Here is a 22,862-nt window from a genome sequence, read left to right on the forward strand (position 1 = left end):
TTCGTGATGCCACCCGGCACCACAGTGCTGCTGGAAATCGCTCGCTGACGCTCGCTCACGCCTTCACCTCCGGGCCCACGCCCACGCCGGCGCGTGCCGCGGCGTCCTTGAACGCCATCCACGGCAGCAGCGCGCACTTGACCCGGGCGGGGTAGCGGGCCACACCCGCGAAAGCAACCCCGTCACCGAGCACGTCCTCGTCCGGCGTGACCTGGCCACGTCCGGACATCAACTCCACGAACGCCTCGTGCACCTCGAATGCTTCCCCAGCGCCCCGCCCGCGTAGCAACTCGTGCAGCACGCTCGCCGAGGCCTGGCTGATCGAGCAGCCCATCCCGTCGTACGAGATGTCGTGCAGCACGTCGCCGTCGGTGGCCACCCGGACGGTGATCTCGTCGCCGCAGGTCGGGTTGACGTGGTGCGCTTCCGCGACCTGATCGGCCGCATCGTCGGCGTCGCGCAGGCCACGGCCGTGCGGATGCTTGTAGTGGTCCAGGATGATCTCCTGGTAGAGCTGGTCGAGTTGCACCATCAGTCGAACACCTTCCGCACCTGCTCCAGACCGCCCACCAGGGCGTCGATCTCCTCGGTGGTGGTGTAGAGGTAGAACGAGGCCCGGGTCATGGCCGGGACGCCGAACCGGCTGCACACCGGCTTGGCACAGTGGTGGCCCACCCGCACCTGCACGCCGAGCGAGTCGAGCACCTGACCCACGTCGTGCGGGTGCACGTCACCCAGCGCGAACGAGATGGTGCCGCCGCGCCCGATCGGCACGGTCGGGCCGAAGATCCGCAGGTCGGGCACCGAGCCGAGAGCGTCCAGCGCGTACGCCGTCAGCTCCTTCTCGTGCCACTGGATGGCCCGCATCCCGACGCCGGTCAGGTAGTCGACCGCCGCACCGAGCGCGACCGCCTCGGCGATCGGCGGGGTGCCCGCCTCGAAGCGGGCCGGCGGCGCGGCGAACGTCGAGCGGGCCATGGTGACCGTCTCGATCATCGAGCCGCCGCCCATCACCGGCGGCATCGCCGCCAGCAGCTCACCGCGACCCCAGAGCACTCCGATGCCGGTCGGACCGCACATCTTGTGGCCGGTGAAGACGATGTAGTCGGCGTCCAGGTCGACCACGTCGATGGGCAGGTGCGGCACGGACTGCGAGCAGTCCAGCAGCAGCAGCGCGCCCACCTCACGGACCCGCGCGGTGATCCGGGAGGTCGCGTTGACAGTGCCCAGGATGTTCGACACGTGCACCAACGAGACGATCTTCGTCCGTTCGGTGACCAGGTCCTCCAGGCCCGACTCGTCCAGCCGGCCCTGGTCGGTGACCGGGAACCAGCGCAGGGTCGCGCCGGTGCGCTCGCACAGCAGCTGCCACGGGACGATGTTCGAGTGGTGCTCCATCTCGGAGATCACCACCTCGTCGCCGGGGCCGAGCCGGAACCGGGGGTCACCGTCCGGGCGCAGCGAGGCGTTCGAGAAGGCGTACGCCACGATGTTGATCGCCTCGGTGGAGTTCTTGGTGAACACCACCTCGTCGACGCTCGGCGCGTGAATGAACGCGGCGATCTTGGCCCGCGCCCCCTCGTACGCCTCGGTGGCCTCGGTGCCCAGGGTGTGCACCGAGCGCGACACGTTGGCGTTGTGCCGCGCGTAGTGCTCGTCGAGCACGTCGAGCACCTGACGGGGCTTGTGCGAGGTGTTGGCGCTGTCGAGGTAGACCAGCGGGTGCCCGTTGATCTCCCGATCGAGGATCGGGAAGTCGGCGCGTACCCGGGCCACGTCGAAACGCGGCACGTCGTCGTACTGCGGCATCCCCTCGGGGATCGCGATGCTGGTCATCTCGGCAGCGCCTTCCCCACTCAGGCCTTGGCCGTGCCGGCCCCGGCGGCGTACCGCTCGTAGCCCTCGGCTTCGAGCTTGTCGGCCAGCTCCGGGCCGCCCTGCTCGACGATCCGGCCGGCCACGAAGACGTGCACGAAGTCCGGCTTGATGTAGCGCAGGATCCGCGTGTAGTGGGTGATCAGCAGCACGCCGGTGTCACCGGTGTCGCGGACCCGGTTGACGCCCTCGCTGACCACGCGCAGCGCGTCGACGTCGAGACCGGAGTCGGTCTCGTCGAGGATCGCGATCTTCGGCTTGAGCAGCTCGAGCTGGACGATCTCGTGCCGCTTCTTCTCACCGCCGGAGAAGCCCTCGTTGACGTTGCGCTGGGCGAACGCCGGGTCCATCTGGAGGCGCTCCATAGCGCCGCGCAGCTCGCCGCCCCAGGTGCGCAGCTTGGGCGCCTCGCCGTCGATGGCGGTCTTCGCGGTGCGCAGGAAGTTGGCCACCGAGACGCCGGGCACCTCGACCGGGTACTGCATGGCCAGGAAGAGGCCGGCGCGGGCGCGCTCGTCGACCGTCATGGCCAGCACGTCCTCGCCGTCGAGGGTCACCGAGCCGCCGGTGATCTCGTACTTGGGGTGGCCGGCGATCGAGTACGCCAGGGTGGACTTGCCGGAGCCGTTCGGGCCCATGATCGCGTGGGTCTCACCCGACTTCACGGTCAGGTCGACACCGGCCAGGATCGGCTTGAGCTCACCCTCGGGCAGCTTGACCGACACCTTCAGGTCGCGGATCTCCAGGGTGCTCATTATCGGGTCACTCCATTACTCGGCGTCAGGCTGAGGTAGATGTCGCCGTCGCGGACTTCGACGGGGTAGACGGGGACGGGTTCGGTGGCGGGCAGGCCGGTCGGCGCGCCGGTGCGCAGGTCGAAGCGCGAGCCGTGCAGCCAGCACTCCAGCGTGCAGCCGTCGACCTCACCCTCGGAGAGGGCGACGGAGGCGTGCGAGCACTCGTCGTACGCGGCGTAGAAGTTGCCGTCCTCGCCGTGCACCAGGGCGATCGGGGTGCCGTCGACATCCGCGCTGATCGCGGTGCCCTTCGGCACGTCCTCGGCGGAGCAGATCCGGATCATCAAGCGCCCGCCTTGGCCAGCCGGGCCTCGATCGCGTCGCCCAGGCGCTCGCGCAGCGACTCCACCGGGATCTTGTTGATCAGCTCGGCGAAGAAGCCGCGGACCACCAGGCGGCGGGCTTCGCTCTCCGGGATACCCCGGGCCATCAGGTAGAACAACTGCTCGTCGTCGAAGCGGCCTGTCGCGCTGGCGTGGCCCGCGCCGGCGATCTCGCCGGTCTCGATCTCCAGATTGGGTACGGAGTCCGCCCGCGCGCCGTCGGTGAGCAGCAGGTTCCGGTTGATCTCGTACGTGTCGGTGCCGGTCGCCTCGGCCCGGATCAGCACGTCGCCCACCCAGACGGTGTGCGCGTCCGCGCCCTGCAGGGCGCCCCGGTAGCCGACGTAGCTGCGGCAGTCCGGCACGGAGTGGTCGACCAGCTGGCGGTGCTCCAGGTGCTGGCCGCCGTCGGCGAAGTAGACCCCGTACAGCTCGGCCTCGCCGCCCCGGCCGGTGTACTCCACGCTGGTGAACTGGCGCACCAGGTCACCGCCCAGGCTCACCTGCACGTGCGTCACCCGAGCGTCCCGGCCGAGCTTGAACTTGAGGTGCTGCGCCTGCACCGCGTCCGGCGCCCAGTCGGCCACGGTGACCAGGGTCAGCTTGGCCCCGTCGCCCACCGACACCTCGACGTTGTCGGCCAGGGTCGCCGAGCCGACGTGCTCCAGCACCAGCGTCAGCTCCGCGAATCGGCCCACCTCGACGAAGGTGTGCCCGAAGGCCAGACCCTCGCCGCCGTCGCCGACCACCCGCACGCTCACCGGGGCGCCCACCACGACATCGCTCGCCACCGAGAGCAGCAGCGCCTGCCCGGCGCCGCCGTACGCGAGCGCGCTGACCCGGTCGACCGGGGTGAGCACGCTGCCCACCCGCGGGTCGTCGGTGCCGATGCGCTCGATGGCCACGCCCTCGGGCAGCTCGCCGTACTCGTGCCGGACCGTGCCGGCGCCGGCCTGCGCGTCGCCACTGAGGCCGCGCAGCCGCTTGAGCGGGGTGAAACGCCACTCCTCCTCCAGGCCGGTGAGGGCCGGGAAGTCGGCGACGTCGTACGAGCGCAGCGCCTGCGACTTGGTGCTGGGCGGCGCGGAAGCCTGGGTAGTCATGTCTTCCTTGGTCTGTCATGGATCGGAGGGTCAAAGCGGGCTGGACCGGACCCGGCGTACCGGGTCCGGGCCCGTCCGTGGCCGGGCGGAGGCGGCGTCAGCCGACCGCGCCCTCCATCTGAAGCTCGATCAGGCGGTTCAGCTCCAGGGCGTACTCCATCGGGAGTTCCTTGGCGATCGGCTCGATGAAGCCACGCACGATCATGGCCATCGCCTCGTCCTCGCTCAGGCCCCGGCTCATCAGGTAGAAGAGCTGGTCGTCGCTGATCTTGGAGACCGTCGCCTCGTGGCCCATCGACACGTCGTCCTCGCGGATGTCGACGTACGGGTAGGTGTCCGAGCGCGAGATGGTGTCGACCAGCAGCGCGTCGCACTTGACCGTGCTCCGGCTGTGATGCGAGCCCTCCAGCACCTGCACCAGACCGCGGTACGAGGTGCGGCCGCCGCCACGGGCGATCGACTTCGACACGATCGTCGAGGAGGTGTGCGGCGCGGCGTGCACCATCTTGGCGCCCGCGTCCTGGTGCTGGCCCTCGCCGGCCATCGCCACCGAGAGCACCTCGCCCTTGGCGTGCTCGCCGGTCATGTAGACCGCCGGGTACTTCATGGTCACCTTGGAGCCGATGTTGCCGTCGACCCACTCCATGGTCGCGCCCTCGTGGCAGACGGCGCGCTTGGTGACCAGGTTGTAGACGTTGTTCGACCAGTTCTGGATGGTCGTGTACCGGCAGCGCGCGTTCTTCTTGACGATGATCTCCACGACCGCGCTGTGCAGCGAGTCCGAGGAGTAGAGCGGCGCGGTGCAGCCCTCGACGTAGTGCACGTACGCACCCTCGTCGACGATGATCAGCGTCCGCTCGAACTGGCCCATGTTCTCCGTGTTGATCCGGAAGTAGGCCTGCAGCGGGATGTCCACGCGCACGCCCTTCGGCACGTAGATGAACGAGCCGCCGGACCACACGGAGGTGTTCAGAGCGGCGAACTTGTTGTCGCCGACCGGGATGACCGTGCCGAAGTACTCCTTGAAGACGTCCTCGTGCTCGCGCAGCGCGGTGTCGGTGTCCAGGAAGAGGACGCCCTGCTCCTCAAGGTCCTCACGGATCTTGTGGTAGACGACCTCGGACTCGTACTGCGCCGCGACACCGGCGACCAGCCGCTGCTTCTCCGCCTCCGGGATGCCCAGCCGGTCGTAGGTGTTCTTGATGTCCTCGGGCAGGTCCTCCCAGCTGGTGGCCTGCTTCTCGGTCGACCGCACGAAGTACTTGATGTTGTCGAAGTCGATGCCGGTGAGGTCCGCGCCCCAGGCCGGCATCGGCTTGCGGCCGAACAGCCGCAGACCCTTGAGGCGCAGGTCGAGCATCCAGGCCGGCTCGTTCTTCTTGGCCGAGATGTCCCGCACCACCGCCTCGTTGATGCCGCGCTGGGCGACCGCCCCGGCGGCGTCCGGGTCGGACCAGCCGTACTCGTAGCGACCCAGGGCGGCGAGCTGCTCTTCCTGGGTCAGGGGCTGGACGATCTGCTCGGTCATCTATCTGTCCTCACAGTGGTGACGGGATTACCGGATTGGGCGCGGCCCGGCTGGGTCGGGATGTGCGTGGTGCACACCCCGTCGCCGTGCGCGATGGTGGCCAGGCGTTGTACGTGGGTGCCGACCAGACGGGAGATCACCGCGGTCTCGGCCTCGCACAGCTGGGGAAACTCGGCGGCCACGTGCGCCACCGGGCAGTGGTGCTGGCAGAGCTGGCCGCCGGAGGCGATCGTGGTCGCGTTGGCAGCGTAACCCTCGGCGGTGAGCGCTCCGGCGAGTGCCTCAGCTCGCGCGAGGGGGTCGTCGCCGGCGTCCTCCATGGCGGCGCGGCAGCGCGACTCCAGCGCGGACACCTGCTCGGTGGCGAACGCCTCGACCGCGTCCGGGCCTCCGCTGCGGGCGATCCAGCGCAGCGCGGCGGTGGCCATGTTGTCGTAGTGGTGTGTGCCACAGCGGACCCGGGCCGCCTCGGTGAGCACGAAGACCTTGGCCGGACGCCCCCGACCGCGGCTGCCCTGCACCGTCTGCTCGCGGGCGACAACGTCACCGTCGGCGAGCATCGCGTCCAGGTGCCGGCGGATCGCCGCCGGGCTCAGGCCGAGCGCCAGACCGAGCTGCGCGGCGGTGGTCGCGCCCCGCTCCAGCAGCAGCTGGGTGACGCGGTCCCGGGTGGAGATCTCTGTCGCGGCGCCGCCCAGCGCGGACGACGAGGCCCCGACGAGGGCGGACGCGGACGCGCCGACGGCCTGGGCAGCCGTCGGCTGGTGCCCGGAGAGCGCCGCCGCGTTTTTCACAACACCAACGTTACGTAATTACCCGGAGGGTGGCAAACCCGGGCCCCGGTGATCCGAACCACCGACCCTGCGGAGTCGGACGAACCTCGATCACTACGGTGCGTAGGATTTGCGCCGTGAACCGCATCGTCCGTCCGGTCTCCGGTCTCCTGCTGCGCCGCCTCGCGCTCGCCTCGATCATCGCGAACGTCGGCATCGTCGTCACCGGCGGGGCGGTCCGGCTGACCGCCTCGGGCCTCGGCTGCCCCACCTGGCCCCGGTGCACCGACGATTCGTACGTCACCACGCCCGAGATGGGCGTGTACGGGGTGATCGAGTTCAGCAACCGGATGCTGACCTTCGCGGTTGGCCTGATCGCGCTGGCCACCGTGCTGGCCGTCCTGGCACACCGGCCGCGCCGCCGCGGGCTGCTGACCCTCGCCGTCGCCGTCTTCCTGGGCATTCCCGCCCAGGCGGTGATCGGTGGCATCACGGTGCTCACCAACCTCAACCCGTGGGTGGTCGGGCTGCACTTCCTCGCCTCGATGGCGGTGATCGCCGCCGCGTACGCCCTCTGGCGGCGGGTCGACGAACCGGACGCCCCGACGGTCGCCGTGGTGCCCTCGCCCCTGCGCACGTTGGCCCGGGTCACCACGGGCGTCACCGTCGCGGTGCTGGTGATCGGCACCTGGGTCACCGGCAGCGGCCCGCACGCCGGCGACCACGGCGCGGCCCGCAACGGACTGGACCCGGAGTCGATCTCCCAGGTGCACGCCGACGGCGTCTTCCTGCTGATCGGCCTGTCGGTGGCGTTGATCTTCGCGTTCCGCGCGGTCGGCGCGGCCCGGGCCACCCGGGCCGCCGTCGTCCTGCTCGCGGTGGAGCTGGGTCAGGGGCTCATCGGCTTCGTGCAGTACTTCACCCAGGTGCCGGCGGTCCTGGTCGGCGCGCACATGCTCGGCTCGTGCCTGGTGCTGCTGGCCGCCCTCGCCGTGCAGTGGTCCACCCGCGAACGCCGCCCGGCCGCCCCGGCGCCGCAGGCCACCGCGACCGAGGCCGAAGCCGTCCCGGTCACCGCCTGAACCCCCGCGCCCGCGCGACATCGGAGAGGTCGCGGTGCGCTTGTCACGATCATGCTCGATCCAGGAAGTAGTGGCATCGCCAGCACGCCGATGCCACTACTTCCATGATGTCGCGCAGACGTCGGCGCGGAGGCTCGGCAGGTCAGGCTCGGCGGGCCAGGCTCGGCGGGCCAGGTGGGTGGCGATCGCGGTGGCGAGGCGGTCGGGGGCGCCGTCGGCGTACCCGATGAAGAGCGACGGCTCGGTCAGCTCCAGTTCGACCAGGACCGGGTCGCCGTCCGGGCCGGGGATCAGGTCGACCCGGGCGTAGAGCAGTTGACGCGTGCCACCGGGCACCGCCGCGAGGGTCCGCTCGGCGACCGCCAACTGCTCGGGCCGCGCGGCGCGGGGCCTGATCTCCTCGGCCTTGTAGAGGCCGTCCGGGCCGAGATCCGGGCCGGTCAGCATCGGACCCTTGCGGATGGCGTGGCTGTACGCGAGCCCGTCCGGGCCGGCCAGGAAGAGCAGTGCGGTCTCGCCCTCGCTGTCGACGGCGCTCAGGTACGGCTGGACCATGGTCGTCCGGCCGGCGGTGGAGAGGCGGCGTACGTGGGCGTGAGCCAGGTCGCGGTGCTCCGGGTCGGCCAGGTCGTACCGGCCGGTGTCCTGACTGCCGGCGCTGACCGAGGGCTTGAGCACGTACTCGCCCGTCTCGGCGGGCGGCGACCAGCTCTCGCCCGGCTCGACCCAGGACGTCGGCACGGTCGGCACCCCGGCGGCGCTCAGCTCGGCCAGGTAGCGCTTGTCGGTGTTCCACCGCACCACGTCGGCCGGGTTGACCAGGGTGGGCACCGACGCGGCCCAGGCGACGAACTCGTCGCGGCGCAGGGCGTAGTCCCACGGTGAGCGGAGCACGACGAGGTCGTACGAGGACCAGTCGGCGTCGGGGTCGTCCCAGACGACCGCCTCGGCGGCGATCCCCCGGGCGGTGAGCGGGTCGAGGACGAGGCGGTCATCGGGGTCGAGGTCGACCAGCTCGGTGCAGGTGACGAGAGCGACCCGGGGTTCCCCCCGGGTCGACTGGTGGTGGTTGGTCAATTCAGCTCTCTATCTCAACGGGCCATCGTGCGCCGGGCCATCGACCGCCAGAGGTCGTTGCTCGGTCGCATCTGGTCCATCAGTTCACGCTCCCAGGCGTTCTCGACGGTGACTCCCGCCTTGGCGCACGCCTCCCGGGCGGTGACGGTGTCCTCGGCGAACTGGTCGCCCCACTCACCATCGGCACCCACGAGGACGATCCGTGCGCCGCGCTTACCGACGTACTCGATGACGGCCTTCGCGCCGCCGTGCCCGGCGGCGAACGACCGGAGGCCCGCGACCAGGCCGTGCGGGGCCTGCTCGCCGGCGGTCTGCTCGGCCGTCAGCGTCGTATCGGAACCATCTGCCATGACGCGAAGCCTAAGCAGAGTTGCACTCGCGCGTGCGAGAACCATGAACCTTTTGTGATGCCAATTACCTCTAGGTTTCAGGAAGGCCACAGGCTTCCTGTCCGGTTATATCCGGACTTTCCCGCACTAACCACTCGGGCAAATCAGGGTCCAGTGCCCGCAGGTTGAGTCGATCCGACTCATCCCGAAAGTTACTCTCATGTGACATTAAACCCGGACAACTCATCCACGACCATGATTAGTCCGCGGATTTCCGCAGCGTCGTGGGACGTCCCTCGACGCGGGTCAGATCAGCGCGTCGAGCGCGACGGCCACGAAGACGATGGTCAGGTACGTCGTCGACCAGTGGAACAGCCGCATCGGCTTGACCGCCTCGCCGCGGGTCGCCCGCCGGCAGAGCCGGTGCGCCTCGACCAGGAAGATCGCGCCCACCACCAGCGTCGGTACGCCGTAGATCGCGCTGAGGCCCAGCGGCCAGACCGCGAGGGAGGTGAGCACGGTGAGCCACGCGAAGATCAGGATCTCGGCGTTCACCCGGCGGGTGGAGGCCACCACGGGCAGCATCGGGATGCCGGCGCGGGCGTAGTCGTCCTTGTACTTCATCGCGAGCGGGTAGAAGTGCGGCATCTGCCAGAAGAAGACCACCGCGAACAGGCCCCAGGCCGCCGGGGCGAGCCCGCCGGTGACCGCCGCCCACCCGATCAGCACCGGAGCGGCACCGCAGGCGCCACCCCAGAACGTGTTCGTCGAGGTGGAGCGCTTGAGCCAGAGGGTGTAGACGACGTCGTAGTAGACGATCGCGGCGAGCGTCAGCCCGGCGGCGAGCAGGTTGGTGAACGCCGCCATCAGAACGATCGAGATCGCCGCCAGCACCAGACCGAAGACGAGCGCGCTGCGCGGCGACACCGTGTGCGCCGGCAGCGGACGCCGCTTGGTCCGCCGCATCAACTGGTCGATGTCCCGGTCGATGTAGCAGTTGAGCACGCTGGCCGCCCCCGCGGCGAGCGAGCCACCGATGAGCACCACGGCCATCAGCCACAGCGACGGCAGTCCGCCGTCGGCGAGCATCATCGCCGGGACGGTGGTGACCAGCAGCAACTCGACGATGCGCGGCTTGGTGAGCGCCACGTACGCCGACACGATCGCGCGCACGTCCCGCCGCGCCACCGGACCCTCGGCCGCCCGTACCGGGGGCTGCCCGGTGGGGTTGCTCGCGGGGCGCTCGGTGATCATGCTCACGGATTGCCACCTTCCGGCATCGGCACGGGGAGATCGAGTCGGCCGCGCCCGCTCGGGGGCCGCACACCGACCCACACACTACGCGTTGTCGTTTTGGCTGCCCGGCCGACCCGACAACGGTGCGGGCCGTCACACCACCGGGTTGAACGTCTGGGCGCAGAGTCACGTACTGCACACCATGCGGAGATCCCCGGGCGCACGTTTAGTCGCGCTCGATAGGGTCATCAGTGAGGGTTCCGCCCATCTGCCGAGGAGCACAACCATCGTGGCTGCCAACCGACCCGAGCACTCCGAACTCAACTGGTCCGACCTCGATCGCCGGGCTGTCGACACCGTCCGCGTCCTGGCCATGGATGCCGTCGAGAAATCCGGCAACGGCCACCCGGGCACCGCGATGAGCCTGGCGCCCGCGGCCTACCTCCTCTTCAACCGGGTCATGCGGCACAACCCGGCCGACCCGAACTGGCCCGGCCGGGACCGGTTCGTGCTCTCCGCCGGGCACTCCAGCCTGAGCCTCTACATCCAGCTGTTCCTCTCCGGCTACCCGCTGAGCCTGAACGACCTGAAGTCGCTGCGGCAGTGGGGCTCGCAGACCCCGGGTCACCCGGAGCACGGTCACACCCCGGGCGTGGAGACCACCACCGGCCCGCTCGGGCAGGGCCTGGGCAACGCGGTCGGCATGGCCATGGCGGCCCGTCGCGAGCGTGGCCTGTTCGACCCGGAGGCGGAGCCGGGCAGGTCGGTCTTCGACCACAACATCTGGTGCATCGTCTCCGACGGCGACATCGAGGAGGGCATCAGCCACGAGGCCAGCGCCCTCGCCGGGCACCAGCAGCTGGGCAACCTCACGGTGATCTACGACGACAACGAGATCTCGATCGAGGACGACACCCGCATCGCCAAGAGCGAGGACGTGGCGGCCCGCTACGAGGCGTACGGCTGGCACGTGCAGACCGTCGACTGGCGCAGCGGTGACGCCGACCAGGGTGACTACCACGAGGACGCCGAGGCGCTGTACCGCGCGCTGGTGGCCGCCAAGGCCGAGACCGGTCGTCCCTCCTTCATCGCGCTGCGCACCATCATCGGCTGGCCCGCGCCCAACAAGCAGAACACCGGCAAGATCCACGGCTCGGCGCTCGGCGCCGACGAGGTGAAGGCCACCAAGCGGATCCTCGGCTTCGACCCGGAGCAGACCTTCCAGGTCGACGAGGAGGTGCTCGGCCACGCCCGCACGGTGATGGGCCGCGGCGACAAGGCCGAGCAGGAGTGGACCGCCGCGTTCGACGCCTGGAAGAAGGCGAACCCGGAGCGCACGGCGCTCTACGAGCGGATGGCCGGCCGGGTGCTGCCGGACGGCTGGACCGAGGCGCTGCCGGTCTTCCCCGCCGACGCCAAGGGTGTGGCCACCCGGGCCGCCTCCGGCAAGGTGCTCGAGGCGCTCGCGCCGGTGCTGCCGGAGCTGTGGGGCGGTTCGGCCGACCTGGCCGAGAGCAACAACACCACCATGAAGGGCGAGCCGTCGTTCATCCCGGCCGCGCACGCCACCAAGGACTTCCCCGGCCACGAGTACGGCCGGACCCTGCACTTCGGCATCCGTGAGCACGCCATGGGCGCCATCCTCAACGGCATCGCGCTGCACGGCGGCACCCGCCCGTACGGCGGCACGTTCCTGGTGTTCAGCGACTACATGCGCCCGTCGGTGCGGCTGGCCGCCTTGATGAAGCTGCCGGTGACGTACGTCTGGACGCACGACTCGATCGGCCTGGGCGAGGACGGCCCGACCCACCAGCCGGTGGAGCACCTGACCGCGCTGCGCGCCATCCCGGGCCTGGACGTGGTCCGCCCGGCGGACGCCAACGAGACGACGTGGGCCTGGCGACAGGCGCTGGAGCACACCGACCGGCCGACCGCGCTGGCGCTGAGCCGCCAGCCGCTGCCGACCCTGGACCGGGATGTCCTGGGTGACGTGGCCGGCGTGGCCAAGGGTGGCTACGTGCTGGCCGAGGCGTCCAACGGCAAGCCCCAGGTGATCATCGTCGGCACCGGCTCCGAGGTGCAGCTCTGCCTGACCGCCCGGGAGCGGCTGGAGGCCGACGGCACGCCGACCCGGGTCGTCTCGATGCCCTGCCAGGAGTGGTTCTACGAGCAGGATGAGGCATACCGGGAGTCGGTGCTCCCGCGTGGGGTAAAGGCACGGGTGAGCGTGGAGGCCGGGATCGCCATGTCCTGGCGCGGCATCGTCGGTGACCTCGGCGAGAGCGTCAGCCTGGAGCACTACGGGGCGAGCGCCCCGCACACCGTGCTCTTCGAGCAGTTCGGGTTCACCCCCGACCGGATCGTGGCGGCGGCACACGCCTCGCTGGCCCGGGTGGGCGACATCACCGGTTTCACGACCGGCAACTGAGGGAGCGTGGACGGAATGACGGACAAGCTGAATGAGCTCACCGCCGCGGGTGTGGCGGTGTGGCTCGATGATCTTTCCCGGGTACGTTTGAGCTCCGGCGGGCTGGACAAGCTCCGCCGTGAGAAGCACGTCGCGGGCGTCACCACCAACCCGACGATCTTCGCGAAGGCGTTGAGCGACGCCGACGAGTACAACTGGCAGTTGCGCGACCTGGCCATCCGTGGCGTGGACGTGGAAGAGGCCGTACGGATGCTCACCACGTACGACGTACGGTGGGCCTGCGACGTGATGCGCCCGTCGTACGACGGCAGCGCCGGCGTGGACGGCCGGGTCTCGATCGAGGTGGACCCGCGCAGCGCGCACGACGCGGACAAGACGGTCGCCGAGGCCAAGGCGCTGTGGTGGCTGGTCGACCGGCCCAACCTCTTCATCAAGATCCCGGCCACCGAGGAGGGCCTGTCGGCGATCACCGACACGCTCGCCGAGGGGATCAGCGTCAACGTGACGCTGATCTTCGGTCTGGACCGCTACTCGGCGGTCATGGAGGCTTTCCTGACCGGTCTGGAGCAGGCCAAGTCCAACGGGCACGACCTGTCGAAGATCGGCTCCGTCGCGTCGTTCTTCGTCTCCCGGGTGGACTCCGAGGTCGACAAGCGACTGGAGAAGATCGGCTCCGACCAGGCCAAGGCGCTGAAGGGCAAGGCCGCGATCGCCAACGCCCAGCTGGCGTACGAGCGCTACACCGAGGTCTTCTCCTCGGACCGCTGGAAGGCGCTCGAGGCCGCCGGAGCGCACCCGCAGCGGCCGCTGTGGGCCTCCACCTCGACGAAGAACCCGGACTACCGGGACGTGATCTACGTCGAGGAGCTGATCGCCCCCGGCACGGTCAACACCATGCCGGAGTCGGTCATCCACGCGTACGCCGATCACGGCGAGACGCGCGGCGACACCATCACCGGCGCCTACGACGCGGCCCGGAAGGTCTTCGCGGACCTGGAGTCGGTCGGGGTGGACATGGCCGACGTGATCGCCACCCTGGAGCGCGAGGGCGTGGAGAAGTTCGAGGCGAGCTGGCAGGAGCTGCTCGACGGCGTCCGCAAGTCGCTGGAGGCGGCCGGCAGCGGCAAGGGTGCTCCGAACAAGGCGGCCAAGGGCAACGCGAACGCCGCCGCGAAGGCGGGTGGCGCGTGAGCGAGCGAATCGGCACGCAGCGAAGCGGAGTGGCGGCATGAGCGATCTTCTTGCAGGGCCGGTGGAGGCAGCCGCCGGACTCGCTGTGTACGGCGCGGACGCGGTCGACAAGTCCGCGCCCGCCTCGACCCGGGAGGCGCTGGTCAAGGCCGGCGTCCCCGGCAGGCTGGCCGCCAAGGACGCAAGCCTGTGGGGCCCGGACGCCGAGGCCGAGGCGAAGGTCCGGCTCGGCTGGGTGGACACCCACCGGCGCAGCCGGGAGCTGCTGGTGCAGCTCGCCGAGCTGACCGCGGAGCTGGCCGACCTGGACCACGTGGTGCTCGCCGGTATGGGCGGCTCGTCGCTCGCCCCCGAGGTGATCACGCGGACCCTGGGCCGGCCGTTGACCGTGCTGGACACCACCGACCCGGGCCAGGTCCGGGCGGCCCTGGGTGACCGGCTGGAGCGCACCGTGGTGGTCGTCGCCAGCAAGTCCGGCTCGACGGTGGAGACCGACAGCCACCGTCGCGCCTACTGGCAGGCGTTCCTGGACGCCGGAATGACCGAGGCGGAGGCCGGCCGGCACTTCGTCATCGTCACCGACCCGGGTTCGCCGCTGGAGGCCACCGCGGCCGAGATGGGCGCGTTCACCGTGCTCGCCGACCCGAACGTGGGCGGCCGGTACTCGGCGCTGACCGCGTTCGGGCTGGTGCCGTCCGCGCTGGCCGGTGTCGAGGTCGCCGAGCTGATCGACCAGGCCGACGCGTTGGCCGAGTCGCTCGGCTCCGACCGCGACAACCCGGCGCTGGCGCTGGGCGCCGCGTTGGGCGCCGCGGCCACGCTGGCCCGCGACAAGGTCGCCCTGGTGTCCGACGGCACCGGCATCGACGGCCTGGGTGACTGGGCCGAGCAGTTGATCGCCGAGTCGACCGGCAAGGCCGGAGTGGGCATCCTGCCCGTCGTGGTCGAGTCCCCGCAGAGCCCCGGCGCCACCGGGCCGGACGTGCTGACCGTCAGCTACGGCGGCGCGCTGGCCCCCGGTGACGTGCCGGGCGGCGGCGCCGACCCGGACGTGGCCGTCAACGGCCCGCTCGGCGCGCAGTTCCTGGCCTGGGAGTACGCCACCGCGGTGGCCGGCGTGGTGCTCGGCATCGACCCGTTCAACCAGCCGAACGTCACCGAGTCCAAGGAGAACACCAACAAGATCCTGGCCTCGGGCCTGCCGGCGGAGACGCCGTCGTTCACCGAGGGCGCGATCGAGGTGTACGCGCCGCAGGGCGCGCCCGGTGACCTGGCCGGCGTGCTGCGCTGGCTGCTCGACGGTCTCGGCGACGACGGTTACCTGGCCGTCATGGCGTACCTGGACCGCTTCGCCGACGCCGACGCGGCCCGGCTGCGGCCGCTGCTGGCCGGCGCGTCCGGTCGGCCGGTCACCTTCGGCTGGGGGCCGCGGTTCCTGCACTCCACCGGCCAGTACCACAAGGGCGGCCCGCAGGTGGGCAGCTTCCTGCAGGTGACCGGCGCGGTCACCGAGGACCTGGCGGTGCCGGGCAAGCCGTACACCTTCGGTGAGTTGCAGGCGGCACAGGCCGCCGGCGACCGGCAGGCCCTCGCGGGTCGGAAGCGGCCGCTGCTGCGGCTGCACCTGACCGACCGGGCAACCGGCGTCGCCCAACTACTCGACGCGGCCGGTGAGCTGCGGGCGTGAGGATGGACGCTGTGACAGAAGCGGAAGCGAGGGAGCACCGTGAGCGCGAGGAGTGAGCCGGGGTTGCGAGCCCCGGAGGCGCGAACCGAAGGTGGCTCGACGAACCCGCTACGCGACCCGCAGGACCGCCGGTTGCCCCGGATCCCCGAGCCGTGCGCTCTGGTGATCTTCGGGGTGACCGGCGACCTGGCCCGCAAGAAGCTGCTCCCGGCGGTCTACGACCTGGCGAACCGGGGCCTGCTGCCGCCCGGTTTCGTGGTGCTCGGCTTCGCCCGCCGCGACTGGGGTGACGGCGACTTCGAGACCCTCGCGTGCGAGGCGGCGAAGAAGCACGCCCGTACCCCGTGGCGGGACGAGGTGTGGGCGCGACTGGCCGGCAACATCAAGTTCGTCGGCGGGTCGTTCGACGACGACGCGGCCTTCGACCAGCTCGCCTCGACGCTGGACGACCTGCGGCAGAGTCACGGCATCGCCGGCAACGCGGCGTTCTACTTCTCCATCCCCCCGGCCGCGTTCCCCGTCGTGCTCAAGCAACTGGCCCGCACCGGGATGGCCGACAACGAGAAGTCCGGCGGTTGGCGCCGGGTGGTGGTGGAGAAGCCGTTCGGTAACGACCTGCCGTCGGCGAAGGCGCTCAACGACCTCGTCGACGACGTGTTCACCCGCCAGGACGTCTTCCGGATCGACCACTACCTGGGCAAGGAGACCGTCCAGAACATCCTGGCCCTGCGGTTCGCCAACAACCTGTTCGAGCCGCTGTGGAACTCGAAGTACGTCGACTCGGTGCAGATCACCATGGCCGAGGACGTCGGCATCGGCAGCCGGGCCGGCTTCTACGACACCGTCGGCACCGCCCGTGACGTGCTGCAGAACCACCTGCTCCAACTCCTGGCGCTGGTGGCCATGGAGGAGCCGACGAGCTTCGACGCCGACGAGATCCGCGCCGAGAAGCTGAAGGTGCTCAAGGCCATCACCCTGCCGAAGGACGTCGCCCGGGACACCGTCCGCGGCCAGTACCTGCCCGGCTGGGTCGGCGGCGAACGCGCGGTCGGTTACCGGGAGGAGCAGGGCGTACCCCCCGACTCCACCACGGAGACGTACGTGGCGGTGCGGCTCGGCATCCAGAACCGGCGCTGGGCCGAGGTGCCGTTCTACATCCGGGCCGGCAAGCGGCTGCCCCGGCGGGTCACCGAGGTCGCCATCATGTTCAAGAAGGCGCCGCACCTGCCGTTCAACGACGCCGACATGGAGTCGCTGGGCAACAACCAGCTCGTCATCCGGGTGCAGCCGGACGAGGGCGTGGTGCTCAAGTTCGGCTCGAAGGTGCCGGGCACCACCATGGAGGTCCGCGACATCGCGATGGACTTCCAGTACGGCGAGGCGTTCACGGAGTCCAGCCCGGAGGCGTACGAGCGGCTGGTGCTGGACGTGCTGATCGGGGACCGCACCCTGTTCCCGGACGCGGCCGAGGTCGAGCAGAGCTGGCAGGTGATCGACCCGCTGGAGCACGCCTGGGAGGGCACCACGCCGGAGCCGTACCGCGCCGGCGAGTGGGGGCCGCGGGCGGCCGACGAGATGCTGGCCCGCGAGGGCCGCGCTTGGAGAAGAGCATGATCGGGCTGTGGGACACCACCGGCAACGAGGTGGTCAAGGCGCTGGCTGCCGAGCGGCGCAGCGCCGGTGGTGTGGCCAGCGGCATGGCGCTCACCCTCATCGTGGTGGTGGACGAGAAGCGGGTCCGCGAGGCGGAGGCGGCGGCGACCATCGCCGCCGCCGCCCACCCGTGCCGGCTGGTGGTCGTGGTCCGCTCCGACATCGAGCGGGAACGCAACCGACTGGACGCGGAGATCGTGGTCGGTGGCCGACTCGGCCCCTGCGAGGCGGTGGTCACCCGGTTGTACGGGCGGCTCGCCCTGCACGCGGAGTCGGTGGTGATGCCGCTGCTGGTGCCGGACGTGCCGGTGGTCACCTGGTGGCACGGCGAACCGCCGGCGGAGATCGCCACCGACTTCCTCGGGGTGGTCGCCGACCGGAGGATCACCGACACGGCGCAGGCCACGGACCCGGTGGAGGCGCTGCGGCAGCGCGCCCGGGACTACGCCCCGGGTGACACCGACCTGGCGTGGACCCGGATCACCCCGTGGCGGACCCTGGTCGCCGGGGCGTTCGACACCACCGAGGCGAAGGTCACCGAGGCGACCGTCGTCGCGCCGCCCACCGACCCGACGGCGGCGCTGATGGTCGGCTGGCTGTCCAGCCGGCTGGGCATCACCCCGCGCCGGGTCGACACCAACGAGTTCCCCCGGATGCGGGAGGTGCAGTTGACCTGCGCCAACGGCGACCGCCTGACGCTGACCCGCGAGGACAGCCTGGCGGTGTTCCGGCGGACCGGTCAGGACGACCGGGCCCTGCCGCTGGTCCGTCGGCCGCTCGGCGACGAGTTGGCCGAGGAGCTGCGCCGGCTGGACGCGGACCAGGTGTACGCGGAGGCGCTGGGCGCGACCGCCGGGCTGCGGGGTCTGGAACAGCGCCCCCCGCAGCGGGTGCACGTCTGGAAGGATCCGGCCACGGCCCAGCGCGCCGAGGCCGGGGTCACCGCGCACACCGGCACGAGCGGCGAGAGCTGAGCCGGAACGTCCGCAGCACGACGAACGGGAGGGCCGGGATGGTTCCGGCCCTCCACCGGAGCACCTCTGGGCGTACCGGCCCGGAGACGACGCGACAGCGACCGCCCAGCGGTCGGGAAACGAAGGCACAACCCATGAGTGAGGCGAGTGTCGCCGTTCACGCCGACGCCGACCTGCTGGCGCAGGCCGTGGCGGCCCGGCTGCTGGTGAAGCTGCTCGACGCGCAGGCCGACCGGGGTGAGGCCGCGATCGTGCTCACCGGTGGGCGCGTCGCCGCGGCCGTGTACCGGGCGGTGGCGCAGTTGCCGGCCCGCGACGCGGTGGACTGGTCCCGGGTCGACGTGTGGTGGGGTGACGAGCGGTTCCTGCCCGCCGGCGACCCGGAGCGCAACGAGACCCAGGCCCGCGCCGCCCTGTTGGACGTGGTGCCGCTGGACCCGGCCCGGGTGCATTCCATGCCGGCCTCCGACGGCCCGGCCGGCAACGACCCCGAGGCGGCCGCCGCCGCGTACGCCGACGAGTTGGCCCGCGCCGCCCGGCCGGGGCACGCCGCGCTGCCGCACTTCGACGTGCTGATGCTGGGTGTCGGCGAGGACGGGCACGTCGCGTCGGTCTTCCCCGGGCACCCGGTGCACTACGAGACGCGGCCGGTCAGCGCGGTGCGGGGCAGCCCGAAGCCGCCGCCGGTGCGGACCACGCTCACCCTGTCGGCGATCAACACCGCCGAGGAGGTCTGGCTGGTGGCCGGCGGCGCCGACAAGGCACGTGCGGTGGGCATGGCGCTGGCCGGCGCCGGCCCGGTGCAGCTGCCGGCCGCCGGGGTGCACGGCGTGGACCGTACCCGCTGGCTGCTGGACCGCGCGGCGGCCGCTGACGTGCCCGCCCGGCTGCGTAGCCTGCGCTGAACGACGGGAAGGGCTCCGACGTGGGGCCCTTGCCTAACTTTCGCCCCGGCGGCGGCGCAGCGCGGCGAGCGCCTCCGCCAGCAGCGCCTCGCCCTCCTCGGCGGTACGCCGCTCCTTCACGTACGCCAGGTGGCTCTTGTAGGGCTCGGCGCGGACCCGTCCGGGCGGGTTCTGCGCGTCCAGACCGGCGGGGAGCCCGCAGCGGGGGCAGTCCCACAGCGGCGGCGCCGTGGCGTCGGCCGCGATGCGGATGTCGGTCTGGTGGTCGTTGCGACACCAGTAGGTGACGTCCTGTCGGGGTGCGGGTTGGTGCCGCTCGTCCGGGCGCATGGGTGCGGACCCGACGCGGGCGCCGCGGATGACGTTGCCACTGGGCACGGCTGCTCGCTCCTGTCGTCGGAGGGGACCCGCCGCCGTCGGGGATGGGCGGCGGGCGACGCGGTGCAGCGGAGAAAAGACTGCGCGCGGCCCGTCGAGTGACGGACCGCGCGCAGATTGTACGACTTCGCGGGCCTGCTCAGGAGCCGCTGTTCAACTGGAGACGGAGCCAGAGCCCCAGCCCGACGATCGCCGCGAACCAGACGACACCCACCAGAACGGTGTAACGGTCCAGGTTCTTCTCGGCCACCGAGGAGCCGGCGAGGCTGGAGCTGACGCCACCGCCGAACATGCTCGACAACCCGCCACCCTTACCGCGGTGCAGCAGGATGAGCATGGTGAGCAGGATGCTCGTGATGACCAGCAACACGATCAACGTGTATGCGAACCAGATCGGCATGGCTGGGGGCAGTCCTCTCGTAGCGATCCTCGCCCGGACAGGTCGGGCACGGTGGCACCGGCCGGTGGACGGGCGGTGTCCAGGATAGCGAGCGATCAGCGAGCGATGTGCTCGGGGAACCGGCAGATCTGCGCGAATTCTTCCGCGTCCAGGCTGGCGCCGCCCACCAGGCCCCCGTCCACGTCCGGCTGAGCCATGATCGAGGCGACGTTGGACGCCTTGACCGACCCGCCGTAGAGGATCCGAACCGCGTCGGCGGTCTCGGCGTCGAAGCGCTCCGCCAGCCGCTGGCGGACCGCACCGCAGACCTCCTGGGCGTCCTCGGGCGTCGCGGTCTTGCCGGTGCCGATCGCCCAGACCGGCTCGTACGCGATGACGACCTGGCGCACCTGCTCGGCGGTGAGCCCGGCGAGGCCCCCGTCGAGCTGGTCGGCGCAGTGCGCCACGTGGGTGCCCTGCTCGCGGATGTCCAGCCCCTCCCCCACGCAGAGGATCGGGGTCAGGCCGTGCGTGAGCGCCGCCTTCACCTTCGCATTGACCAACCCGTCGTCCTCGTGGTGGTAGGCCCGCCGCTCGGAGTGCCCGACCACCACGTACGTGCAGCCGAGCTTGGCGAGCATCACGCCGGAGATGTCCCCGGTGTACGCGCCCGCCGTGTGCGGGGAGAGGTCCTGCCCGCCGTAGCCGATCAGCAGCTTGTCGCCGTCCACCGCCGTCTGCACGGTGCGCAGGGCGGTGAACGGCGGCAGCACGACCGTCTCGACCTCGGTGAGCTGCTTCTCGGTGAGGCTCGCGGCCAGCTTCTGCACGAGCAGGTTGGCCTCGAGGTGGTTGAGGTTCATCTTCCAGTTGCCGGCCATCAACGGCCGGCGGGTCGTGCTCGCCATGCTCAGTTCTCCAGGGCCGCGATGCCGGGGAGGGTCTTGCCCTCCAGGTACTCCAGGGAGGCGCCACCGCCGGTGGAGATGTGCCCGAACGCCTTCTCATCCAGGCCGAGGAGCCGGATCGCGGCCGCCGAGTCACCGCCGCCGACCACGCTGAACGCGTCGGAATCGGCGATGGCCTCGGCGACGCCCCGGGTGCCCGCGGCGAAGGGCGCCATCTCGAACACGCCCATCGGCCCGTTCCAGAAGATCGTCCGCGCGTTTCCGGGATCTCCACACGCGGAGGTCTTCAGGGCGGCGGCGAAGCCGGCGACCGTTTCCGGGCCGATGTCCAGCCCGATCCGGTGGCTCGGGATGCCGTCCGCCGGGAAGACGTCGTGATCGGCGTCCGGGGAGAAGGCGGTCGCGGCCACCACGTCGACCGGCAGCATGATCTTGCCCTCGGAGCGCTCCAGGAGGTTGCGGCAGGTCTCCACCATCTCCTCCTCCAGCAGCGAGGTGCCCACCTCGTGGCCCTGGGCCTTGAGGAACGTGAAGCACATCCCGCCGCCGATGAGCAGCCGGTCGACCTTCGGCAGCAGCGCCTCGATCACCGCCAGCTTGTCGGAGACCTTGGAACCACCCAGCACCACGACGTACGGGCGCTCCGGGTCGCCGGCCAGCTTGCCGAGCACCTCGACCTCGCGCAGCACCAGCCGGCCGGCCACGTGCGGCAGCCGCGCCGGCACGTCGTACACGCTGGCGTGCTTGCGGTGCACGGCGCCGAACGCGTCGTCGACGTACGCGTCGCCGAACGCGGCGAGCTGGTCGGCGAAGGCGCCCCGCTCGGCCTCGTCCTTGCTGGTCTCACCGGCGTTGAAGCGCAGGTTCTCCAGCAGGGCGACCTGGCCGTCGGCCAGGCCCGCGACGGTGGAGCGGGCCGAGTCGCCGACCGTGTCGGTGGCGAAGTGCACCGGAGCGCCGAGCAGCTCACCGAGCCGCCCGGCGACCGGGCTCAGGCTGAACTGCGGGTCCGGCGTGCCCTTCGGGCGGCCCAGGTGCGAGCAGACGACCACCTTCGCGCCGGCCTCGACCAGCGCGCCGAGCGTCGGCAGCACCGCGCGGATGCGTCCGTCATCAGTGATCGCACCGGTCTGCTTGTCGAGCGGGACGTTCAGGTCGGCGCGCACCAGCACGCGCCGACCCGACACCCCCTCGGCGAGCAGGTCGTCGAGGGTCCGGATGCTCACAGCGACGAACCGACCAGCTTGACCAGGTCGACCAGGCGGTTGGAGTAGCCCCACTCGTTGTCGTACCAGCCGACGACCTTGACCTGGTTGCCGACGACCTTGGTCAGCGGCGCGTCGAAGATGCACGACGCCGGGTCGGTGACGATGTCGGTGGAGACGATCGGGTCCTCGTTGTAGACGAGGATGCCCTTGAGCGGGCCGTCCGCGGCGGCCTTCAGCGCGGCGTTGACCTCGTCCACGGTGGTCTCACGACCCACGGTGACGGTGAGGTCGGTGACCGAGCCGGTCGGGATCGGCACCCGCAGCGCGTACCCGTCGAGCTTGCCCTTCAGGTCCGGCAGCACCAGGCCGATGGCCTTCGCGGCGCCGGTCGAGGTCGGCACGATGTTCAGCGCGGCGGCCCGGGCGCGGCGCAGGTCGGAGTGCGGGGCGTCCTGCAGGTTCTGGTCCTGGGTGTACGCGTGGATCGTCGTCATCAGACCGTGCTGGATGCCGAACGTGTCGTGCAGGACCTTCGCCATCGGCGCGAGGCAGTTGGTGGTGCACGAGGCGTTGGAGATGATGGTGTGCTTCGCCGGGTCGTAGGTGTCGTGGTTGACACCCATGACGACGGTGACGTCCTCGTTCTTCGCCGGAGCGGAGATGATGACCTTCTTGGCGCCGCCGTCGACGTGCGCCTTGGCCTTGGTGGCGTCGGTGAAGAAGCCGGTCGACTCGATGACGACGTCCGCGCCGACCTCACCCCACGGCAGCGCCGCCGGGTCCTTCTCGGCGTACGCCTTGATGGTCTTGCCACCGACGGTGATCTCGTCGGCGGTGGCCTTGACCTCGAACGGCAGGCGACCGAGGATGCTGTCGTACTTGAGCAGGTGGGCGAGCGTGCCGTTGTCGGTCAGGTCGTTCACCGCCACGACCTCGATGTCGGCGTCGGACGCCAGCACTGCCCGGAAGAAGTTCCGGCCGATTCGGCCGAAGCCGTTGATGCCAACCCGGATGGTCACAGGTCCCAT

21 protein-coding genes and 1 pseudogene are annotated in these 22,862 nt (G+C 70.9%); 7 read left to right on the top strand and 15 right to left on the bottom strand.

What is annotated here, in order from left to right; translation table 11 throughout:
* Nucleotides 1-55: 55 nt before the first annotated feature.
* The 7 genes from sufU to ABZT87_RS09125 all read right to left on the bottom strand — a co-directional run bounded on the left by sufU (nt 56) and on the right by ABZT87_RS09125 (nt 6,324).
* The gene (gene sufU / locus ABZT87_RS09095) at nt 56-529 is read right to left on the bottom strand and encodes a Fe-S cluster assembly sulfur transfer protein SufU (RefSeq protein ID WP_355135374.1); all 474 of its coding nucleotides are present in this window, start codon (nt 527-529) and stop codon (nt 56-58) included.
* A 2-nt stretch (nt 530-531) separates the two neighbouring features.
* Entirely contained in the window at nt 532-1,836 is a 1,305-nt protein-coding gene (locus ABZT87_RS09100) for a cysteine desulfurase (protein ID WP_355134680.1), read from the bottom strand.
* A 20-nt stretch (nt 1,837-1,856) separates the two neighbouring features.
* The gene (sufC, locus tag ABZT87_RS09105) at nt 1,857-2,630 is read right to left on the bottom strand and encodes a Fe-S cluster assembly ATPase SufC (RefSeq protein WP_151489655.1); all 774 of its coding nucleotides are present in this window, start codon (nt 2,628-2,630) and stop codon (nt 1,857-1,859) included.
* Nucleotides 2,630-2,956, bottom strand: coding sequence for a non-heme iron oxygenase ferredoxin subunit (locus ABZT87_RS09110; protein ID WP_355134682.1), 327 nt, complete (start codon nt 2,954-2,956; stop codon nt 2,630-2,632). Before ABZT87_RS09110 ends, sufC begins: the two co-directional genes overlap by 1 nt.
* Entirely contained in the window at nt 2,956-4,098 is a 1,143-nt protein-coding gene (sufD, locus tag ABZT87_RS09115; protein WP_354860395.1) for a Fe-S cluster assembly protein SufD, read from the bottom strand. The genes ABZT87_RS09110 and sufD overlap by 1 nt, the downstream gene beginning before the upstream one ends.
* 97 nt (nt 4,099-4,195) lie before the next feature.
* Nucleotides 4,196-5,626 (bottom strand): Fe-S cluster assembly protein SufB, encoded by a 1,431-nt coding sequence (gene sufB, locus ABZT87_RS09120; protein ID WP_354860393.1) that lies wholly within the window; start codon nt 5,624-5,626, stop codon nt 4,196-4,198.
* A complete protein-coding gene (locus ABZT87_RS09125) occupies nt 5,623-6,324 on the bottom strand; it encodes a transcriptional regulator (protein WP_354860404.1) in 702 nt (233 codons plus the stop codon). Before ABZT87_RS09125 ends, sufB begins: the two co-directional genes overlap by 4 nt.
* A gap of 194 nt (nt 6,325-6,518) precedes the next feature.
* On the opposite strand from ABZT87_RS09125, the gene ABZT87_RS09130 reads away from it, so the two are divergent.
* On the top strand, nt 6,519-7,481 hold the full coding sequence (locus tag ABZT87_RS09130; RefSeq protein ID WP_354860391.1) for a COX15/CtaA family protein: 963 nt from the start codon (nt 6,519-6,521) through the stop codon (nt 7,479-7,481).
* 162 nt (nt 7,482-7,643) lie between these two features.
* On the opposite strand, the pseudogene ABZT87_RS09135 reads toward ABZT87_RS09130, so the two are convergent.
* The 3 genes and pseudogenes from ABZT87_RS09135 to ABZT87_RS09145 all read right to left on the bottom strand — a co-directional run.
* Nucleotides 7,644-8,558 (bottom strand): annotated as a pseudogene (locus ABZT87_RS09135) (hypothetical protein); the annotation flags it as partial.
* Between the two features lie 14 nt (nt 8,559-8,572).
* Nucleotides 8,573-8,908, bottom strand: coding sequence for a hypothetical protein (locus ABZT87_RS09140; RefSeq protein ID WP_354860389.1), 336 nt, complete (start codon nt 8,906-8,908; stop codon nt 8,573-8,575).
* Nucleotides 8,909-9,193: 285 nt separating this feature from the next.
* Nucleotides 9,194-10,147: a heme o synthase gene (locus tag ABZT87_RS09145; RefSeq protein WP_355067610.1), complete on the bottom strand. Its 954-nt coding sequence runs from the start codon at nt 10,145-10,147 to the stop codon at nt 9,194-9,196.
* A 265-nt stretch (nt 10,148-10,412) separates the two neighbouring features.
* Here ABZT87_RS09145 and tkt point away from each other — a divergent pair, with 265 nt between their 5' ends.
* The 6 genes from tkt (at nt 10,413) to pgl (ending at nt 18,961) form a co-directional block, all read left to right on the top strand.
* Nucleotides 10,413-12,551 carry a transketolase gene (gene tkt, locus ABZT87_RS09150; RefSeq protein ID WP_355134684.1) on the top strand — a complete coding sequence of 713 codons (2,139 nt, stop codon included), beginning with the start codon at nt 10,413-10,415 and terminating at the stop codon, nt 12,549-12,551.
* Nucleotides 12,552-12,566: 15 nt separating this feature from the next.
* Nucleotides 12,567-13,742, top strand: coding sequence for a transaldolase (gene tal / locus ABZT87_RS09155; protein WP_355134686.1), 1,176 nt, complete (start codon nt 12,567-12,569; stop codon nt 13,740-13,742).
* A 37-nt stretch (nt 13,743-13,779) separates the two neighbouring features.
* Nucleotides 13,780-15,429, top strand: coding sequence for a glucose-6-phosphate isomerase (locus ABZT87_RS09160; RefSeq protein ID WP_354860383.1), 1,650 nt, complete (start codon nt 13,780-13,782; stop codon nt 15,427-15,429).
* 63 nt (nt 15,430-15,492) lie between these two features.
* Entirely contained in the window at nt 15,493-17,043 is a 1,551-nt protein-coding gene (gene zwf / locus ABZT87_RS09165; RefSeq protein ID WP_354860403.1) for a glucose-6-phosphate dehydrogenase, read from the top strand.
* Nucleotides 17,040-18,056 carry a glucose-6-phosphate dehydrogenase assembly protein OpcA gene (locus tag ABZT87_RS09170; RefSeq protein WP_354860381.1) on the top strand — a complete coding sequence of 339 codons (1,017 nt, stop codon included), beginning with the start codon at nt 17,040-17,042 and terminating at the stop codon, nt 18,054-18,056. Before zwf ends, ABZT87_RS09170 begins: the two co-directional genes overlap by 4 nt.
* Before the next feature lie 134 nt (nt 18,057-18,190).
* On the top strand, nt 18,191-18,961 hold the full coding sequence (gene pgl, locus ABZT87_RS09175) for a 6-phosphogluconolactonase (RefSeq protein ID WP_355134688.1): 771 nt from the start codon (nt 18,191-18,193) through the stop codon (nt 18,959-18,961).
* A 33-nt stretch (nt 18,962-18,994) separates the two neighbouring features.
* Here pgl and ABZT87_RS09180 read toward each other — a convergent pair whose 3' ends face one another.
* From ABZT87_RS09180 to gap, 5 genes are all read right to left on the bottom strand, one after another.
* A complete protein-coding gene (locus ABZT87_RS09180; RefSeq protein ID WP_354860378.1) occupies nt 18,995-19,339 on the bottom strand; it encodes an RNA polymerase-binding protein RbpA in 345 nt (114 codons plus the stop codon).
* A 139-nt stretch (nt 19,340-19,478) separates the two neighbouring features.
* Nucleotides 19,479-19,739, bottom strand: a complete 261-nt coding sequence (secG, locus tag ABZT87_RS09185; RefSeq protein WP_354860376.1) for a preprotein translocase subunit SecG — start codon at nt 19,737-19,739, stop codon at nt 19,479-19,481.
* A 95-nt stretch (nt 19,740-19,834) separates the two neighbouring features.
* A complete protein-coding gene (gene tpiA / locus ABZT87_RS09190; protein WP_354860375.1) occupies nt 19,835-20,626 on the bottom strand; it encodes a triose-phosphate isomerase in 792 nt (263 codons plus the stop codon).
* A gap of 2 nt (nt 20,627-20,628) precedes the next feature.
* The gene (locus tag ABZT87_RS09195; protein WP_354860373.1) at nt 20,629-21,852 is read right to left on the bottom strand and encodes a phosphoglycerate kinase; all 1,224 of its coding nucleotides are present in this window, start codon (nt 21,850-21,852) and stop codon (nt 20,629-20,631) included.
* Nucleotides 21,849-22,853 (bottom strand): type I glyceraldehyde-3-phosphate dehydrogenase, encoded by a 1,005-nt coding sequence (gene gap, locus ABZT87_RS09200; RefSeq protein ID WP_354860371.1) that lies wholly within the window; start codon nt 22,851-22,853, stop codon nt 21,849-21,851. The genes ABZT87_RS09195 and gap overlap by 4 nt, the downstream gene beginning before the upstream one ends.
* Between the last annotated feature and the right edge of the window lie 9 nt (nt 22,854-22,862).

This window comes from Micromonospora sp. NPDC005237, from assembly GCF_040607775.1.
GTDB lineage: Bacteria > Actinomycetota > Actinomycetes > Mycobacteriales > Micromonosporaceae > Micromonospora.